Raw genomic sequence first — 18,073 nt, forward strand, 5'->3', positions numbered from 1 at the left:
GAAGAGAAGGACAGTGAGTGCGATGCCAAACAGAAGCTGGATCATGCCCGGTATGCCGAACGACGACAACCGCGACTATTTGCCGGAAGCGATCCGCGGCTCGGACATGGTCGTCAACGAGAACGGCAACAATTCGCTGCCGTATCCGGAACGATTGACCGAATACGCGACGCTTGCGGACGACGGAGAACGGCGCGTATGGTACGAGTACGTGCCCGCCTCCTATGACGGCTCGGCCGATGTGCCGCTCGTCGTATCGCTGCACGGCGGACTCATGACAGGGTGGGGTCAGGCGATCTATTCCTCCTGGACGCTCGTGGCGGAACGGGCGGGCTTCATCGTCCTGTTCCCGAATGCGAGCGCCAGAAAGATCTGGATGGTCGAGTGCGAGCGCCAAACGCTGGAGGTGCTCAGCCGGCCGAATCCGGAAGGCTTTTACATGCATATCCCGCCGGACGATCCGGATGACAATCGGGACATGGCGGCCGTCCTGTCGATGATCGAGGCGATGAAGGGCAAGTATCGGATCGACGCCGGGCGGATCTTCCTCCACGGCATGTCGATGGGCGATATTATGGCGAGTCAGCTCGCCCGCCATTACGGCGGCATGTTCGCCGGACAAGCGGGGGCGGCGGGCATCGTATGGCCGGAGGTGCTGTTCGACGCGCAGGGAGAGCCGCGAGGGCGCGGCGGACCGATACCCGTCTGGCACTCCCGCATGGAGCACGACAGCGTGCCGTTCCACGAAGAGGAGACGGGAGCGTTCGTCGGTCTGAACCGGGATTATTGGCGCAGGGTCAACGGGTGCGCGGAGCGGCCCGCGATCCGGATCCGGGGAGAGCGCAATTTCGCCTTTTACAAAGGCGAAAGCGCGGACTATGTTTTTCTGGACGTGAAAAACCGCGACCACGGCCAGACGTTCGACGATGCCGAGCTCGTTTGGGATTACTTTTTCTCCGGCATGCGGCGGACGCCGGACGGCGCGATCGCCGGCGGGGAGACGGAGCTTCCGCGGCAAGGCGACGAATATGCCGTCGCGCTCGCGGCCGGCAGCAGATTCGCGCTGCTGAACGGAAACGTCGCCTTTATGCGCGGCGCCGCTTTCTCGCACGACAAACTAAAATATCACGGCTTGCAGGGCGGTACCATCGTGCGGGGCAGCTACTTGCTCGCGCCGCTCTCGTTCATCGCCGCGGCGCTGTCGGCGCACTATGCCGCAGGCGAAGAGGGTATGACTGCCGAGCTGACGCTGCCGGACGGCCGGACGCTGCAGTTCGCCCGCGGCAGCATCGGCTGCGTGCGCGAAGGCCGGATCGTCTCGATGCTGTGCGAGGCCGTCTGGCGCGACGGAGAGATGTACGTCTCCGCGCAGTGGGCATTCCAGTCGCTGCTGAACTGGCATGTGTCGACATGCGACGGCGTGCTGTACGCGACCGACCATCATGCGGAGCTGTCGCTGAACATGGCGAGACTGCTCCGCGAGGAGGTGCTGCGGGACGACGAGGAGGGAGCCGGCGCACAGGATGAAGGCCCGGCGAAGCGGAGCGGGACTGCCGAGGCCGATGCTGCCGAGACCGATGCTGAGGAGACCGATGCTGAGGAGACCGATGCTACCGAGACCGATGCTGCCGAGACCGGCGCTGCTTCAGAATCGCCGAATACCGACGCCGGCACGACCGCCATGGACGACAAGCTCCGGACGCTCGGGCAGTTCATGCAGGCGCGACGGTCGGCCAACTACCGGGAGCTGCAGCCTTTCGCCGAGCCGCACGGCATCGTCCTGCTGGGAGACTCGATCACGGAGGGCTTCCCCGTGCACGAGCTGCTGTCCTCGAAGCGGCGGATCTACAACCGCGGCATAAGCGGCGATACGTCCGCCGGCGTGCTGGACAAGCTGGCGCATCTGGCCGTCGGTCTGTCTCCTTCATTAATCGTCCTCATGATCGGTACGAACGATCTGGGCCAGGGAGAAGCGCCGGAAGCGATAGCCGGGCGAATCAAGTCGATCGGCGCCGCTTTGAAGGAGGCGCTGCCGCGGACGAGAATCGCCGTCCAATCGGTGCTGCCCGTGAACGATCGGGCGGAGCCCGAGCTGCCCTTCCCGGTCGTCGGCTCCCGCACGAACGAGGATATTCGCCGGTTGAACGGCTTGATCGCGGAAGCTGCAGCCGGATTGGATATCGAATATATCTCCCAATACGACAGACTGGCGGACGCCGACGGCCGATTAAGGCAGGCGTACACATACGACGGTCTTCACCTGACGATCGCAGGTTACGCTGTGTTGAGGGCGGCCATTCAGGAGCTGATCGACGAAGGCGAAGGTGCGGGACGATGACGGCCCGGGCAGGGAAGACGCACGCGTCGCGCCAGCGCCCGGCAGAAAGGCGGCCGGTATGAGCGAGCTGCCAACGGCGTCCGTCGCGGCGGCGAACAGACAGACGATCTGGAACAAAGCGTTCGTCAGCATATTTCTCATCAATATCGTGTTGAACGTCGGGCAGTTCATGATGAACACGCTGATCCCCAAGTTCGCGGAGCATCTCGGCGGCACCGCGCTGATCGTCGGCATGGTGTCGAGCATGTTCGCCGTCACGGCGCTCGGCATCCGTCCGGTCGTCGGGCCGGCCACGGGCTACTTCCGGCACAACCGGCTGCTGGCCGCCGCGATCGGCATGATTATCGTCGCCTTCATCTGCTACGGCTTCGCCTCTACGATCGGCATGCTCGTTGTCGGCAGATTGTTCCACGGCGTCGGCATGGGCTTTCTCGCGCCGCTGTGTCTCTCGCTTGCCAGCGATGCGCTGCCCAGCCACAAGATCGCGTCAGGCATCGGCATCTTCTCGCTCGGACAGGCTGTCGCGACGGCGATCGGTCCTTCGATCGGGCTCGAGCTGGTGAAGGGCGTCGGCTACAATCACACCTTCCAGATCGGCGCCGCGCTGATGGCGGTCGTGCTGCTGCTGGCGCTTCGGCTGCGAACAAGAGCGCCTAACCGGGAACAGGGCTTCCGCATCTCGATGTCCACGGTCGTTGCGCCCGAGGTCGTTCTGCCCGCGCTTATCATGCTGTTCCTTGCCGGTGCCTATTCCACGATCAATTCGTTTATTCTCATCTACGGCAAAGCCTGCGGCGTCCAGGAGATCGGTCTCTTTTTTTACGGCTTATGCGGTGTGCGTGCTGTTCACGCGGCCGTTCAGCGGCAGGATGGCGGACAAGTACGGTTTGGACAAAATATTGATTCCGGCCATGCTGATGTTCGCCTTGTCCTTCGTGCTGATCAGCTTTTCCCGCACGCTGCCGATGTTCCTGCTGTCCGGCGCCGTATCGGCGTTCGGCTACGGCATCTGCCAGCCCGTCATCCAGACGCTGTGCATGAAGCTGGTGCCGCAGGAGCGGCGGGGCATCGCCGGCAATACGAGCTATATCGGCGTCGACATCGGCTATCTGGTCACGCCGTCGATCGCGGGCGCGATCGTGACGCTGTCGCAAAGCGGCGGCGGCGCCGTCGCCGGCTACGCGGTCATGTTCCAGGTGATGACGCTGCCGATCGCGATCGCGCTGGTGCTCTTCCTGTTCCGCCGCAGACGTCTGATGGCGGCCGCCGAGTCGGAGGCATGATCGTAGGCAGACGAATCGGCGGCATGATCGCGAATCGGGAGCAACCGATTCATTCGTATCGGGAGCGGAGTTGCACGGAAAAACCGCACAACTCGATGTGCCGGTTTGAAGGCGAACGGCGACAAGTAATCGGACTTTCGGCGTGCCGACGCTTTTTGATGTTTTGCGGGTCGAAAAAGCCTGCATTTTTACATCTATGTTCCGACGACCAACGACGCTGGATGAAAAACCTGCAAATGTGCAGGAAAATTCAAATCATAAGCCGAATAGGAGGACGATTTAGGAAAATGAATGTATATTTGCAGGAATTTTGTTTTAAGGGGTCAACATCGGCGGAAAAAGATGTATAATTGCAGGTTTTGTGGGTCCGCCATTAACCGTTAGAGGGCATTTCCCTGACTGTTCTCCTGTCGATCTTGTTGATGTGCACGGCGAAATGAAAAAGACCCTCACGCGACGCACTTGGAAGTGCGAGACGCGCGAGGGTTTTTAACGTTCAACCAGGTGCCGGCGATGTCCGCGACTTAGGTACGACCGCGCACTCTCGCAGGCGGTTCGGCCGACATCTGCCAAAGCGGCGCCAATCAGTTCTTCGGGCTCAGATACACCTCGAACGCGGAGAGGGTCGGGCACCAGCGGGACGCCTCGATCTTCAGCCGCAGCCGCTTGGCCGTCGTCTCCGAAAACCGGCAAATGCGTTTGTAGCCTACGACCGTATGGCGGTAAAGCGGTTGCCAGCTTCCATCCCGCTCGACTTCGATGCTGAAGTTTTCGATACGCTGACCGGACTGGATATGCTCCTGAAGCACGATCGTGTCGAACGTCGCTTCCTGCGGAAGCTCGATGACGACCGAAGCCTGCTCGGTGCCTTCCAATGGACGCCAGTAGGTATCGGCGCTGCCGTCGAGGATGCTGCCGGCCGCGTGGAGGCCGTCCGCTTCTTCGGATGCGCTCGCATCGCCGCCGGACGCCAGATTGCGGCTGAACGTGGCGGACAGCACCCTGCCCAGCTCGGCCATGTTCGCAGCGTCGTTTTCGTGGATGAGTCCCCGTCTGTCCGGCGGCAGATTCAAGAGAAAGGTGGAGTTGCCGCCGACGGATTTGTAGTAGATGTCCAGCAGCTTGTCTACGCTTCTGACCTGGTCGTCTTCCGCAGCGTGATAGAACCAGCCCGGACGGATGGACGTGTTGACTTCGGCCGGATACCAGACGAGCTGCCCGGCGTCCCGGATCGCATCTCTGCCTCCGAGGTTGTCGTCCTGGGAGCGGACGAGCCGGGAGAAGGCCCCGTCGTCGACGTGCTGCGATTTCTCCTGAATCTTCTCGATATCCTGAAGATGGGCCGGCACGACGCTCCACTCGGATTCCCGCGTATGGCCCGCTTCGTTGCCGCACCAGCGGACATCGGGTCCGCACACGGAGATCGCCGCCTCGGGCTGCAGCTCGCGGATGACCTCGTAATAGCCGTCCCAGTCGTAAACCTGCTTCAGCCCGTTCGGACCTTCGCCGCAAGCGCCGTCGAACCAGACGCAGAAGACATCTCCGTATTGCGTCAGCAGCTCGCGCAGTTGATTTTTGAAGTATTCGTTGTATTCGTCGGTCCCGTACCGGGGATCGTGCCTGTCCCAGGGGGACAGGTAGACGCCGAACCGGATTCCGCCTTCCCGGCAGGCTTCCGCGACCTCGCGGACGAGGTCGCCTTTGCCTTCGCGCCAAGGACTGTTTTTGACCGAATGCTCGGTATAGGCGCTAGGCCACAGGCAGAAGCCGTCGTGGTGCTTGCAGGTCAGGATAAGTCCCCGCATGCCTGCGGACTTGCAGACGTCGACCCACTGCTTGGCGCTGAACGCCGTCGGGTTGAACAGGGCGGGATCCTCGTCGCCGAGTCCCCATTCTTTGTCCGTGAAGGTATTGATGCCGAAATGGATGAAGGAATAAAATTCCAGACGCTGCCAGGCCAGCTGCCGGGAAGACGGCGCGACGAACGCCGCTTTCCGAATCGTATCGTTCATGAGAATCGAGCTCCTTTATATTTAGGATAGGCTTGTCAGCAAATCGACTTCGTAGGCGCTCAGCTTGAGCTCGCCGTCGTACTGCACGCCGGACAGCGATCCCTTGCCCGGACGCGCAAGCGTCACCGTCCGGTCTTCGCCGGTCGTATTCACGTATAGCGTCGAGCCGTCTTCCAGCGTGCGCGCCGCGACGCCGGGCGGCGTGGCCGGTCCGGGCTCGATGCCGAGCGCAGGGTACAGCGACGCCAATAGCGGCCTCAGGATCGCGGTACTGGCGGGGACGGCGACATAGATCGCTTCGCCCTTGCCGTACCGGTTGCGCGTGATCGCGGGCGAGCGCTCCAGCGTGTTGACGAAGCTGGCCGCCGCGGTGGCCGTCCTCGTCTCGACGATCTCGTAGTAGTCGATCGGCGGCTCGTATCGCGACTCCCCGAAGGCGACGATCGGCCGCTCGCGCTCCAGGCGAAGCTCGGTTTTCTCCAGCCCGCCGGCGTTCTCGCTCGGCGTATGGCTTCGCGTGCGCACGAACGCGCCGACGCGGATGCCGAAGACGTCGCTGAGCGCGCCCGGCAGCGTCGTATCGAACACCTGATTGTGCGCATTGACTTTGGCCGAGTAGGCCGTCATGACGACCGTGCCGCCGCGTTCGACGAATGCGCGAATCGTCGCGGCAGATGCGTCGTCCATCACGGCATGTCCGGGAACGACGAGCAGCTTGTAATTCTGGCGCAGCTCGCGCAGATTCACGATATTGCAGTCGAGGTTGGCGAGCTCGAGCGTCTCGTAAGCTTGGAGCACCTGGTCGGTATAATCCGACTTGTAGTAGCTCGGGTTGCCGGCCGCGACCTTGAGACTTTCGAAGGAATAGGCGATCGCGACGTCGGGCGAGACGCTGCGGGGAAGACCGCGATCCTTCAGCAGGCCGAACTCCTCCGCGATCTGCTTGAATTCCCCGTACTTCCAGCCCGGCTCGCCGTCATGGTCGACCAGACCGAACAAGTACTGCTCCTCGCCGCCCAGCATGGAGCGCCAGGTCCAGGCGCAAACGGCCTGGGCCCGGTGAAGTAGCGACAGGTACGCATACATGCGCATCGCTTTGCGCGGCGAGCCGTATCCGCCGAAGTCGCCGGTCTGGAATTCCAGACACCAGATCGGTCTGCCGAGCTCGCCGATGCGATGATCCATGAAGAAGCAGGCCGCAGTAAGCGCTCTCCTGTCTTCGGGATTGGTTCCCGGATAGAAGCCGATGCCGGGCAGATCGACGATGTCGCCGTATTGCTTCAAATAGTCGAAGCCGTAGCCGGGATTTTCGGACCAATGATTCGTCGTCTCCCTGGCGGACGGCGCGAGCCGTTTGACGAGGCGGCTCAGGCCTTGCATAAAGGCCAGCGTCTCGTCGGAATAAAACCGCCACATATCCAGCAGCCGTTCCGGAGCTCCCTTGATCGGGCCCGAGACCGGGAGCGCGACATCGCGGAAGCTGCTCAGCTTGCGGGACCATCGCTGCGTCGCCCACGCGCGGTTGAGACGGTCGACGTTCTCGTATTTGTCCGCCAGCCAGTTCTGGAAACGATCTCTTGCGGCGGTCGAAAAGGAAGGGGGAGCCCGAGCCGAATTCGTTGCACAAGCCGAACGCATAAAGGGCCGGATGTTCGCGATAACGAACGATGAGCGTCTCCGCGAACTTGTAGGCGTATTCCTGGAAGACCGGATGCCCGACGTCTTCCATATAGCGGGTCAGCGCTTCCATCCGATTGCCGCCGGCGTCCGTCAGATCGATCTCCGGATATTTTTTATGCAGCCAGGTCGGCGCCGGCCTCGTCGCGATGTCGAGCACGACCCGGATGCCGGCCGCCGCGAACAGGTCCATCACCTCGTCGAACCATTCAAAGGTATATTTTCCCTCGGACGGTTCAAAGCTATCCCAGCACAGGTGGCCGAGCCGAACCATATTAAAAGAGGCCTGCTTCATCAGGTCGATATCGCGCTGCCACCGTTCCCGCGCCCAGTCGTGCGGGTGGTAATTCGTGCCTGCATACAACAACCTTCTATCACCGCCATATAAAAATTTTGAAATATGAAAGTAATCATAATCTTAAATTATGTCGCACGAAATATAATATAAATCGCAATGATATAAAAAAATGAAGGTCCGGGATAACGACCAATAAAGTGATATAAATCTCTCTTTTTTTGATATATATCCGCTTTGCGCCCCGGCGCTATACTACATCATGAATCATCAAAAGGGAGGCCGTTGCATTGAAGAAGAACTTCAAGAAAAAGTCGTGGGCCGCGCTTGCCGTCGCCGTCGCGATGCTGTCAGCCGCAGGCTGCAACGCAAAATCGAACACGGAGGCGAATTCGCCTTCGGGCGAACCTTCGCAGACCGCGGGAGCAAGCACGCAGAGTCCGCCGCAAGACGTTACGATCTCGCTCGGCCGCGTGGTCGGCTCCGACAACAAATTTAAAAACGGCGAGACGATCGAGGATAATGTGCACACCCGATGGGCCAAAGAAAAGTTCGGCATCGACTTCAAGGTGGACTGGTCGGTCGGCACGGGCGAAGCCTATACGACAAAGCTGCGCCTGCTGCTGAATTCGAACGGCAAGCTGCCGGACGTATTCACGCTGAACGATCCGACGCTGGAAAATCAGGTCGTCGATTCCGGCAAGGTCATGGATATTACGGAAGCGTTCGATCAATACGCTTCGCCGAGACTCAAGGAGCTGTACGCCCAATATCCCGAGATCTGGAATACCGTCTCCTATGACGGCAAGCATTACGGACTTCCTACCTTTAATGCCAACAGCTCGTTCAGCGTGCTGTGGATCCGTCAGGACTGGCTGGACAAGCTGGGCTTGCAGGCGCCCAAGACGATCGAGGACATGGACAAGGTCATGGACGCGTTCGTCAACCAGGATCCCGACGGCAACGGCAAGAAGGATACGATCGGCTTGTCGCTGTCGCTGAAAAAAGGCGTCAGCGCGGTAAAGGATACGTTTATGGTATCCAGCGACTTCCTGTTCGGACATACCGCCGTGCCGACGTATTGGACCGAAGGCGCGGACGGCAAGCTGCAGTACGGATCGATTCAGCCGAGCGTCAAGCAGGGACTGGTCAAGCTCAGCGATTGGATGAAAAAAGGATACCTGGACAAGGACGCGGGCGCGATGGACGAGTCCAAAGCGGCGGAAAGCTTCGTGCAGGGCAAGTCGGGCATGGTCTTCGGACCGACCTGGATGGCGACCTGGCCGTTTAACGCGGATATGAAGTTCGACTATAAAGCGGTGCCGATCCCGGCGGGCATCGACGGGCAGATGGGCTTCGGCAGCGAGCCGCAATCGTCCGTGCGTTTCTACTTCAACAAGGACTTCAAGCATATGGACGCTTTGTTCAAATATCTCGACGCGATCATGGGGCCGGGCTTCTACGATCCGTCGTCGGAATTCGCCAACGGCTGGGCGGAAGGCTACGACTACGTGATGATCGACGGCAAGCCGGTCTACGATTCGGATAAAATTCCGGGCGGCTTCGTCGACGTCAAGAAGTATACGATATACGGCAACGATATTCAGACGCCGAAAAAGGAACTCGAAGTGATGGCCAAGCTCGGCCGCGGCGAAACGCCGGAAACGCCTTACGAGAAGTACTTCGCGGCAAGGCCGAAGAAGTGGGCGGAGGCCGCTGCGGTACTCGAGCCCTATCTGAACCAAGCCGCCGTTTACGATCAGTTTACGGGACCGCCGACGCCGACGATGGCCGAAAAGGGCGAGCTGCTGCGAAAAATGGAAAACGAAACCTTTTTTGAAAATCATTTACGGGCAGGATTCCCCGGATGCGTTCGACAGCTTCGTGAGCAAGTGGAATTCGTCGGGCGGCGAACAGATCACCAAAGAAGTGAACGAATGGTACGATTCGGTTAAAAAATAACAGGCTTTTCCGGTGGCAGGCCTTGCGGTGCAATCGACGCGTGAGGCCTGTCGCCGTTGGCCCAGAAAAAGAGGCGATACAGGATGCGTGAAGGGAGAAAAAGCAGCGTGAGGCTGGCACGCCAGCTGCCGCTTCATCTGCTCATACTGCCGTCGATCGTTTGTTTGCTCGTATTCAACTACGCGCCGATGACGGGACTGCTGATGGCCTTCAAGGACTACAAGGCGCGGCTTGGTTTTTGGGATTCGCCGTGGGTCGGCATGAAGCATCTTCATTATATGTTTACCTATCCGGACAGCACCCAGGTCATTTGGAACACGTTTTTGATCGCATCGCTCAAGATCGCGGCCAACACCGTGGTCCCGATTTTGTTTGCGCTTCTGCTGAACGAAGTGCGCACGCTTTTCTTTAAACGGTCCGTACAGACGCTCGTCTATCTCCCGCATTTTCTTTCATGGGTCATTTTGGGCGGCATTTTGACGGACATTCTCGGCAATAAAGGGATCGTCAATCAACTGCTGTCCGGCATCGGGCTCGATCCGGTCTTTTTCCTCGGCGACGGCGACTGGTTCCGGTTCACGGTCGTCGTCAGCGACGTATGGAAGGAATTCGGCTTCTCTACGATCATCTATCTGGCTGCGCTGACCGGCATCAACATGTCGCTCTACGAGGCCGCCGAGATCGACGGGGCCACACGGCTGAAGCAAACGCTGCATGTTACGCTGCCCGCGCTCGTACCGGTCATTCTGGTCGTCGGGACGCTGTCGCTCGGCAATATTTTGAACGCGGGCTTCGATCAAATATTTAATCTGTACAATCCGCTCGTGTATCGAGAAGGCGATATCATCGACACGTTCGTATACCGCGTCGGACTGATGAACGGCTCTTTCAGCTTTGCGACAGCCGTCGGCTTGTTCAAATCGGCAGTCAGTTTCGTGCTGATCGTGGCGGCATACAGACTGGCGTACCGGTTTGGCAATTATCGGATCTTTTAAGAAAGGCGGCTGATGATATGTATCGCAATACGATAGGTTATCGCTGGTTCTCCGGCTTCAATACGGTACTTCTGGCCGCGATCGCGGTACTTTGCATCCTTCCGCTCATTCACGTGGCAGCGGTATCCTTCAGCTCCAGCTCGGCCGCGATGGCCAACCAGGTTTATTTCTGGCCGGTCGGCTTCTCTGCGGAGGCTTATGCGAGAACGCTCGCCAATCCGCTGTTTTTGCGCTCGCTCCTGCTGTCGACGGAGCGGACGGTCGCCGGCACGGTGCTGTCCATGGTCCTGACGGTGTCGGCGGCGTTCGTGCTGTCGCGCCCGTTTGCCGGCAGAGCGTTCTATTCCTGGTTTTTTTGTGTTCACGATGCTGTTCAACGGCGGCCTGATCCCGACCTATCTGGTCGTGACGAAGCTTGAGTTGACGAATACGCTGTGGGCGCTCATTCTCCCTTCGGCCGTCAACGTGTACAACACGATATTAATGAAGCAATTTTTCAGAGCCATTCCCAAGGAGCTCGAGGAGGCGGCCTATATCGACGGCGCAGGCTATATGCGCTCGCTGACGAAGATCTATCTGCCGCTGTCGCTGCCTTCGCTGGCTACGCTGTCGCTGTTCGCGATGGTGTGGCACTGGAATTCCTGGTTCGACGGCTTGATCTACATGACCGACTACCGGCAATATCCGCTGGCGACGTTTCTCCAGACGATTATTCAGAGCGGAGACATGCGCAATACGAATATCGATCCGTCCCAACTGCAGATTCTATCCGAGAGAACCGTTCGGTCCTCGCAGATTCTCATCGGGGCGCTCCCGATCTTGCTTGTGTATCCCTTTTTTGCAGCGGTTTTTCGTGCACGGGTTGACGATGGGCGCCGTTAAAGAATAAAATGGGCGAAAAATGCGGGAGCCGAAGCGAATGAGCCACAAAGAACGCAGTCTCTTCTCCAAGCTGGTCGGCTCTCTGATTTTTTTGCTGCTGCCCGTCCTGATCCTCTCGGTTTATTCCCACAGCATTAACGAGAAGGTCATTACCCGGCAGATCAAGCAGTCGAGCATCGGACAGCTGTCGACGCTCGCCGCGCAGATGGACAACATCTTTATGCAGCTCGAGACGTTCTCCCGCGTCTTGCTCCGGGACCCGAACGTCATCGAATTCCAGGATATGTCGCTGCTGAACTACAGCGATTACGAGCAAATCAGCCGCAAGAAAATCATTCAGGACAAGCTGTACCTGCAGGTCGCTTCGACGGACTGGACGCAGGAGGTCACGGTATATTCGCCCCGGACGGGGCAGACGATCTCGACCGCCCGCGGCAAAACGTACGATCCCGTGCGTCTGGAGAAGCTCTCAGAAGGCAGCTGGAATTTTCCTTCGGCAGACGACGGCGCAGGGAACGCGCCGCAGCTATCGCTCGTCACGGTCGAGCCTTACGAAGCGGAAGCGGACATGCCCAAAGCCAATTCGATCGTCGAGATCAGCTTCGACCGGAACAATATCGTGCGCATGCTCAATACGTTCGAGGCGCAGGGAAGCGGCGACGTGCTGTTCTACAAACCGAATGCCGCCTCGCTGGCGTCGAGCGCTTGCCCGCCGGAGCTGCTCGCGGAAGCGATATCCGCGCTCGGGACGGCGCGTTTGTCTCCGCAGGGCGACATCACGCTCGCAGCGGGCGGGATTTCTTATTTGCTGACGTATTCCGAGGTGGCGTCCTTGCAGGGCTACGTGGTCAATATCGTTCCGTTGTCCGACATTTTGACGCCGCTGCGAACGACGAACCGTTTTTCCTATCTCGTATACGCCTTGCTGCTCATCGTCGGCATCGCCGTGGCCTGGGTACTGTATCGCAACGTTCAGGTGCCGCTGCGGGAGCTCGTCAAAGGCGTGCAGAAGATCAAGATGGGACAGTATAAGTCCCGAATTCCGCTGAAGGTCAACAATGAATTCCGGCTCATCATCTCCCGGTTCAACGAGATGGCGGACGAGATTCAGCGGCTCATCGAAAACGTGCTGGAGCAGAAGCTTCATGCGCGCGAGGCCGAGCTCAAACAGCTGCAGTCGCAAATTAATCCCCACTTTTTGTACAACAGCTTGTCGTATATCATCAGCATGACCAAGCTGGAGCGCAAAGACGCCGTGCTGGAAATGGCTTATCATCTGTCCGATTATTACCGCTATTCGACGCGGGTGCAGAATCAGCAGGTCAAGCTCGGCGAGGAGCTTAAAAATGCGGCCGACTACCTGAGCATTCACCGACTGCGGATGAATCGCATCCGCTACGAGATCCATGTCGATAAGGACATGCTTGAGCTTAAAGTTCCCAGGCTCATCCTGCAGCCGATCGTGGAGAACGCCCTGATTCACGGCATCGAAGCGCTGGAAGACATCGGCACGATCACATTGACGGGCCGGCGGGCCGACGGCGCCTGCTCGCTGTCCGTGGAAGACAACGGCGGCAAGATGACGGCCGAATCGCTCAATCGCTTGAACCTGCTGCTCGCAAGTCCGCTCGACGAGCGGTCGGAGAGCTGCGGACTCGTCAACGTGCATCGGCGTCTTCGGCTTCGGTATGGCGCCGAATCCGGCTTGCGTCTGTCCATCAACGCCGAATCCGGCCTGAGGGCGGAGTTGTATTGGAGAGAGGAGGAGGAGCCGCATTGAAGCTGTTGATCGTGGACGACGAAGAGCATCTCGTCGAGAGCATGACCGAGAGCCTGCCCTGGTCCGAAGTCGGCATCACGAATCTTAGCGCCGCCTATTCCGGCAAGCAGGCGCTTCGCGTCATGGAACAGGACCCCGCGGATCTCGTCATTACCGACGTTCGCATGCCCGGCATGAGCGGCATCGAACTGATCGGCGCGATCAAGAGCCGATGGCCGCGCACGGTCTGCATGCTGCTGACCGGTCACGCCGAGTTCGAATACGCGCAGGAAGGGCTGAAGCACAAGGTATCCCACTACTTGCTCAAGCCCGTCAAGGACGAGGAGCTGCTGGCCAACGTCAGGGAGGCGATCGAGGGACTGCTCGCCGAACAGGAGCAGATGCGCGCCCTCGTGCAGTCGCAGGCGATGGTTCATCGCAACCGCCCCGTCCTTCGCGCCAATTTGTTGAACAATCTGATCCAAGGCCGTCCGTGGCACGATCGCAAGCTGGCGGAGGAGCTGGCGCTTTATGACATACCGGTTCGCGTCGGCGACGAGACGACTTTGATCCTCGTACGGATTGAAGACAGGGAGCAGCGTTACGGCCTATCGGATATGCCGGTGATGGGCTTTGCCGTCGCCAATATCGTGGAAGAACTGCTGGGAGACGGCTACGGCAGCTGGAGCTGCGAAGATCTGTACGGGCACCTGCTGTTCGTCGTCCGACATAGCCCGGAACAGGAGCAGTCGGAGCCGCTTGAGCGGCTCGCGGACGAGGCGAGACGAATCGTCAGCCGGCTGCTGCGTTTAACCGTATCCATCGTCGTGTCTTCCGCAGACGCTTTTCCCGACAGTCTGGTGGAGCTGTACCAGCGCTGCGTCGCTACGATCCGCTCGCAGATCGGCTCCGACAGCGACGTCGTCGTTCGGCTGAACGAGGACCATGCGAAGGCGGCCCCCCATATCGTCGCTTCCTTATATACGCCGCCCTTGTTCGCGCACCTGCTCGAGGCAGGCAACTGGCCGGCCGCCCGGGAGAAGCTCGAAAATATATTCCGCGAGTGGAGAACCAAATACAGCGGCTCGGGCGAGCATCTGTCCGAGATCGAGTATGCGCTCAAGGCGGCATTCTCCTATTTCGTCCACAAAAACGGAAGGCTGCTGGCGGACTATCGACTGAATCTCGCGACGGATTTCAAAGGAATCGGCGAGCTCTCCTATTGGGCGTTCGGCATGCTCGACAAGCTGCAGGAAGAGATGAATGCGGAGATGTCCGAATCCCGGCATTCGCTGGTCCATCAGATTCAGCGTTTTCTTCAGACGCATTTGTCGGAGGACGTGTCGCTGCAGGCGATCGCCGATCATGTGTACATGCACCCGACGCACGTGTCCAAAGTGTTCAAAAAAAGAGACAGGCGAAAATATATCCGAATACGTGCTCCGGCTGCGAATGGACAAAGCCGTCTTTTTGCTGAAGGACAGCAAATACAAAATTTACGAAGTGGCGGGTCTTCTGGGCTACAAAAATCCGACGTATTTTATCAAAGTGTTCAAGGACCGCTTCGGGGTAACGCCCCAGGAGTTCAGGGAGTAATGCAGCCCGGGTAGACGGTGCCGGACTCAGACGACGCTATTTCGTAAAAAGCGGTCCCCTGGCGAGCGTTTCGGACTGGGCGGACGTTACTGAAGCTCTGCATTCTCGCGAAACGGTCTAAATGGTGCCGTAGCTAGAGGCAAAAAGTTACTCTACAGGCTCGCGAAACGGTCTAAATGATGCTGTAAAGGCAAAAAGTTACTCTACAGGCTCGCGAAACGGTCTAAATGATGCTGTAAAGGCAAAAAGTTACTCTACAGGCTCGCGACACGGTCTAAATGGTGCCGTAGAGGCAAAAAGTTACTCTACAGGCTCGCGAAACGGTCTAAATGATGCTGTAAAGGCAAAAAGTTACTCTACAGGCTCGCGACACGGTCTGCATGGTGCCGTAGAGGCAAAAAGTTACTCTACAGGCTCGCGAAACGGTCTAAATGATGCTATAAAGGCAAAAAGTTACTCTACAGGCTCGCGAAACGGTCTAAATGGTGCCGTAGAGGCAAAAAGTTACTCTACAGGCTCGCGATACGGTCTAAATGATGCTGTAAAGGCAAAAAGTTACTCTACAAGCTCGCGACACGGTCTGCATGGTGCCGTAGAGGCAAAAAGTTACTCTACAGGCTCGCGACACGGTCCGCAGGGTGTGGAAGGGGCTAACCTCGTTGCGCGCGAATGCGCTCCAAAATGCCGCAGGCGCTTTTTTTTGAAGTCTGCGAAATCACTTCTACCACACAAGATCAAAAGCCGCGATCAATCCTTGCGCGATCATCTCGTTAGCGAATGGACCGGGGTGGATGGCGTCGTCGAACAGCAGCTCGACATCGACGAGCCCGCCCCGGACGGCATCTTCGAAAAAGCGGTGGAATTCGATCAGCCCGAACGATCTCCGGGCGCAGAAGCGGCGAACGGCCTCGTAGTAGTCCTCGTAGGAGATGGCCAGAGACGGCGCGCCTTCGAAGGCGATGCCGCGATCGCCGAGCGTCGTAAACATCAGCACGTCGGTCCGCCGGTCGCCTTCGGGGTTCAAATGACGACTCAGCCGCAGCGTTAGCGTCTCCAGCGCGGCTTCGAAGTCGCTGATCGGCGTCTGCCTTAAATATTCGTTGACGACGGGCGCCTGAATGACGGCAAGCGCCGGCGTAAATGCGACGTAGCGGAGCAGCTCGTCCACGTGGCCGTAAGGGCCGTCGTTAAAGCTTGCCGTGCCGTCGCCGAGCCATTGGCCGACCGTATGGCCGCCCATCGCAAAATTGCGGATGCGATTCAAATCGGGGATGATCCCGCGCAAAATCGCTCTGTCGTCTTCCGCCTTCGCGCTCATCGCAGACGGCGCATGCGCTCGCGGCCCGTTGTTCCCCCGTTCGGCCGCCAGGCGAAAAACGACTTCGCCCGTTTGCTTCATGCCGAAATCGATCGCGTACGCCCGCTCCTCGGCGACCGGCGCGTACGTATCGATAAGGACCGTGGCGAAGCCGCCCCCCTTGCCCGCTCCGGGCGCGTCAAGCGCCTTCAGCATGCCAGCCTCGACCAGATACAATTTCGGATATCCCGGGGGGCGCGGCGTAATAATAAGGGGCTTCGAGTCCTGCCTCCAGCACCGCCCCGTCGGGATCGGCGACGACGCCGACAAACAGCATGCTTGCATGCCCGCGCAACGGAAACCGAAATTCCTGTTCCTCAGTCACCGCTTCGCCGCCAATTCCGGACTTCCTTTCGATCGTCCAGATCGCCGGGCCAAACGCTTGCCGCTCGGCCAAATAGCCCAAATGCTCGCGCGCGCGGTCCCGATATGCCGCGGGTCCGTATAAGCCCGTCCCGCGCACGGGTACGGTCAGCCCGAGCTCGCTTTTCGCGCCGCCGCCATCCGGGAAGCGCAGCTCCGCATTGAACGCGAGCCGCTCTCTTGCATGCGCCTCCAGCCGGGCATAGTAGCCCTTGCTGTACGGAAAGCTCATATGCGTCGAATAATGGGCGCGTCCGTCGTAATCGGCGCTCCCTTGCCCCCAGCTGTGGCTGTCGCCGAACAGCAAAATCTCCCTGCAGGTCGTCCGGCGCTTCCGCCGGTTGTCCGCCAATGCGGGAAACGCGGCAAGCCGTCAAGCGGCTCCCGTAGCGGCGCAGAAAAGACAATCCCCCAAGCGAATCTTCCAAACCTGTCCCTATCATCGACAACGTCCTCCCCGTATCTTCATGCCTATGGCCGATTTTAACTTCAGTATAATGAAGAGAAATACGGCGGCAACGCAGAGTCGATAATTGTGGCCCGCACCTCAAAAAAAGTGCGTGGCGCGTCCGCCGCCCCGTTAGTACGCTAGAACCTGAGGAGAGAAGGGACGGGCGTTTTCATGAAACCGGACACCTTGTTTTTTTCCATTTTCACGCGGCTGCTGTTGACGTTCCTGATCGTCATTACCCCGCTCTATGCGATGACGCTCCTGATGAACCGTATGGGAGCGGAGCAGAACAGGCGGGAAATCGCGAATTCTTTGTCGTCGAAGGTGCAAGCGTTCTCGGACGGATTGGAGCTGGAGGTGCAAAGGATCGTGGAGCTGGAGCAGGATTATATCGTGGACGAGGACTTGCTTCAATTAAGCGTGGCGGCCGCGCAAATGAGCGATTACGAGCGGAACCGGGCGGTGCTCAATCTGCAGAAGCGGCTCAAGGTGATGAGCGCGTCCAGTCCGTATATCTCCGATGTCCGCCTGTTCATTCCGGGCATGAACCGGACCGTCTCGGCGCTCCATTACGACACGCAGATCGACGAATCGCAGTTCGCGGCATTCCGGCAGCCGGACAACGCCAAGACGCTGCTGCTTCGGGACGGGCGGCTGTATGTGGGGCTGCCTTACGACAGCCTGCCGAGAGACGGGCCGTCGAAGACGATTTTCGTCATCGTGGCGGAGATGTCGCCGGACCGCATCGGAGCGGCGATGAACCGCGCGTTCGATACGGACGGCGGACCTTCGGGCTTCAGCCTGCTGATCGACGGCGGCTCCGGAGCGAACGTCCTTGGCGGCGAGCCGATTGAACGGAGCGCGGCCGGCAAGCTGGTCGGCGACGTCCGAAGCTGGAGCCGCGTCGGCGTCGCGCAGACGGAGACGACATGGGGAGACGGCCGTCTGACCGTCGCCGACTATTCGCCCTACCTGGGCAAAGCGATCGTCGCTGTCCTTCCCGAGTCGCGCGTCGTCGGCCCGCTGAAGCTTTACGAGCAATGGTTCTGGTTTTTTTTCCCTCCTGTCCGTCGCCGTCATCCTCTTTTTCTCGCTGCGCATCT

Annotated in this window: 11 protein-coding genes and 3 pseudogenes; 8 read left to right on the plus strand and 6 right to left on the minus strand. The window is 59.2% G+C overall.

Going from position 1 to position 18,073, the window contains the following annotated elements:
* Positions 1-22 precede the first annotated feature (22 nt).
* From OMP40_RS05175 to OMP40_RS41195, 3 genes and pseudogenes are all read left to right on the plus strand, one after another.
* A complete protein-coding gene (locus OMP40_RS05175; RefSeq protein WP_277529709.1) occupies positions 23-2,338 on the plus strand; it encodes a GDSL-type esterase/lipase family protein in 2,316 nt (771 codons plus the stop codon).
* Between the two features lie 58 nt (positions 2,339-2,396).
* Positions 2,397-3,161 (plus strand): annotated as a pseudogene (locus OMP40_RS41190) (MFS transporter); the annotation flags it as partial.
* 16 nt (positions 3,162-3,177) lie between these two features.
* Positions 3,178-3,621: an MFS transporter gene (locus OMP40_RS41195; protein ID WP_420871895.1), complete on the plus strand. Its 444-nt coding sequence runs from the start codon at positions 3,178-3,180 to the stop codon at positions 3,619-3,621.
* Positions 3,622-4,205: 584 nt separating this feature from the next.
* Here the strand turns inward: OMP40_RS41195 and OMP40_RS05185 are convergent.
* The 3 genes and pseudogenes from OMP40_RS05185 to OMP40_RS41200 all read right to left on the minus strand — a co-directional run.
* Entirely contained in the window at positions 4,206-5,633 is a 1,428-nt protein-coding gene (locus OMP40_RS05185; RefSeq protein WP_277529712.1) for an alpha-L-fucosidase, read from the minus strand.
* A gap of 21 nt (positions 5,634-5,654) precedes the next feature.
* On the minus strand, positions 5,655-7,271 hold the full coding sequence (locus tag OMP40_RS05190) for a beta-galactosidase (RefSeq protein ID WP_277529713.1): 1,617 nt from the start codon (positions 7,269-7,271) through the stop codon (positions 5,655-5,657).
* A pseudogene (locus OMP40_RS41200) lies at positions 7,255-7,605 on the minus strand (beta-galactosidase); the annotation flags it as partial. The gene OMP40_RS05190 and the pseudogene OMP40_RS41200, both read right to left, overlap by 17 nt.
* Positions 7,606-7,895: 290 nt before the next feature.
* Here OMP40_RS41200 and OMP40_RS05200 point away from each other — a divergent pair.
* The 5 genes and pseudogenes from OMP40_RS05200 to OMP40_RS43045 all read left to right on the plus strand — a co-directional run bounded on the left by OMP40_RS05200 (position 7,896) and on the right by OMP40_RS43045 (position 14,813).
* Positions 7,896-9,560 (plus strand): type 2 periplasmic-binding domain-containing protein, encoded by a 1,665-nt coding sequence (locus OMP40_RS05200; protein ID WP_277529715.1) that lies wholly within the window; start codon positions 7,896-7,898, stop codon positions 9,558-9,560.
* Positions 9,561-9,650: 90 nt separating this feature from the next.
* Entirely contained in the window at positions 9,651-10,562 is a 912-nt protein-coding gene (locus OMP40_RS05205; protein ID WP_277529716.1) for an ABC transporter permease, read from the plus strand.
* A 17-nt stretch (positions 10,563-10,579) separates the two neighbouring features.
* A pseudogene (locus OMP40_RS05210) lies at positions 10,580-11,451 on the plus strand (carbohydrate ABC transporter permease).
* Positions 11,452-11,481: 30 nt separating this feature from the next.
* Positions 11,482-13,224: a sensor histidine kinase gene (locus OMP40_RS05215; RefSeq protein WP_277529717.1), complete on the plus strand. Its 1,743-nt coding sequence runs from the start codon at positions 11,482-11,484 to the stop codon at positions 13,222-13,224.
* On the plus strand, positions 13,221-14,813 hold the full coding sequence (locus tag OMP40_RS43045; protein ID WP_277529719.1) for a response regulator transcription factor: 1,593 nt from the start codon (positions 13,221-13,223) through the stop codon (positions 14,811-14,813). The genes OMP40_RS05215 and OMP40_RS43045 overlap by 4 nt, the downstream gene beginning before the upstream one ends.
* A 707-nt stretch (positions 14,814-15,520) precedes the next feature.
* On the opposite strand, the gene OMP40_RS05225 is transcribed toward OMP40_RS43045, so the two are convergent.
* The 3 genes from OMP40_RS05225 to OMP40_RS05235 all read right to left on the minus strand — a co-directional run bounded on the left by OMP40_RS05225 (position 15,521) and on the right by OMP40_RS05235 (position 17,842).
* Complete coding sequence (locus tag OMP40_RS05225; protein WP_277529721.1) at positions 15,521-16,333, minus strand: SGNH/GDSL hydrolase family protein; 813 nt, start codon at positions 16,331-16,333, stop codon at positions 15,521-15,523.
* Complete coding sequence (locus OMP40_RS05230; protein ID WP_277529722.1) at positions 16,296-16,871, minus strand: hypothetical protein; 576 nt, start codon at positions 16,869-16,871, stop codon at positions 16,296-16,298. The genes OMP40_RS05225 and OMP40_RS05230 overlap by 38 nt, the downstream gene beginning before the upstream one ends.
* A 770-nt stretch (positions 16,872-17,641) precedes the next feature.
* A complete protein-coding gene (locus OMP40_RS05235; protein ID WP_277529723.1) occupies positions 17,642-17,842 on the minus strand; it encodes a hypothetical protein in 201 nt (66 codons plus the stop codon).
* Positions 17,843-18,073 lie beyond the last annotated feature (231 nt).

The organism is Cohnella rhizosphaerae (assembly GCF_029525575.1).
Taxonomy (GTDB): Bacteria; Bacillota; Bacilli; order Paenibacillales; family Paenibacillaceae; genus Cohnella; species Cohnella rhizosphaerae.

Excerpts from the sequence above, each read along its gene's own strand:
- OMP40_RS05205 (WP_277529716.1), top strand. The coding sequence starts at position 9,651 with ATGCGTGAAGGGAGAAAAAGCAGCGTGAGGCTGGCACGCCAGCTGCCG.
- OMP40_RS05190 (WP_277529713.1), bottom strand. The coding sequence starts at position 7,271 with ATGCGTTCGGCTTGTGCAACGAATTCGGCTCGGGCTCCCCCTTCCTTT.
- OMP40_RS05175 (WP_277529709.1), top strand. The coding sequence starts at position 23 with ATGCCAAACAGAAGCTGGATCATGCCCGGTATGCCGAACGACGACAAC.
- OMP40_RS05215 (WP_277529717.1), top strand. The coding sequence starts at position 11,482 with ATGAGCCACAAAGAACGCAGTCTCTTCTCCAAGCTGGTCGGCTCTCTG.
- OMP40_RS05185 (WP_277529712.1), bottom strand. The coding sequence starts at position 5,633 with ATGAACGATACGATTCGGAAAGCGGCGTTCGTCGCGCCGTCTTCCCGG.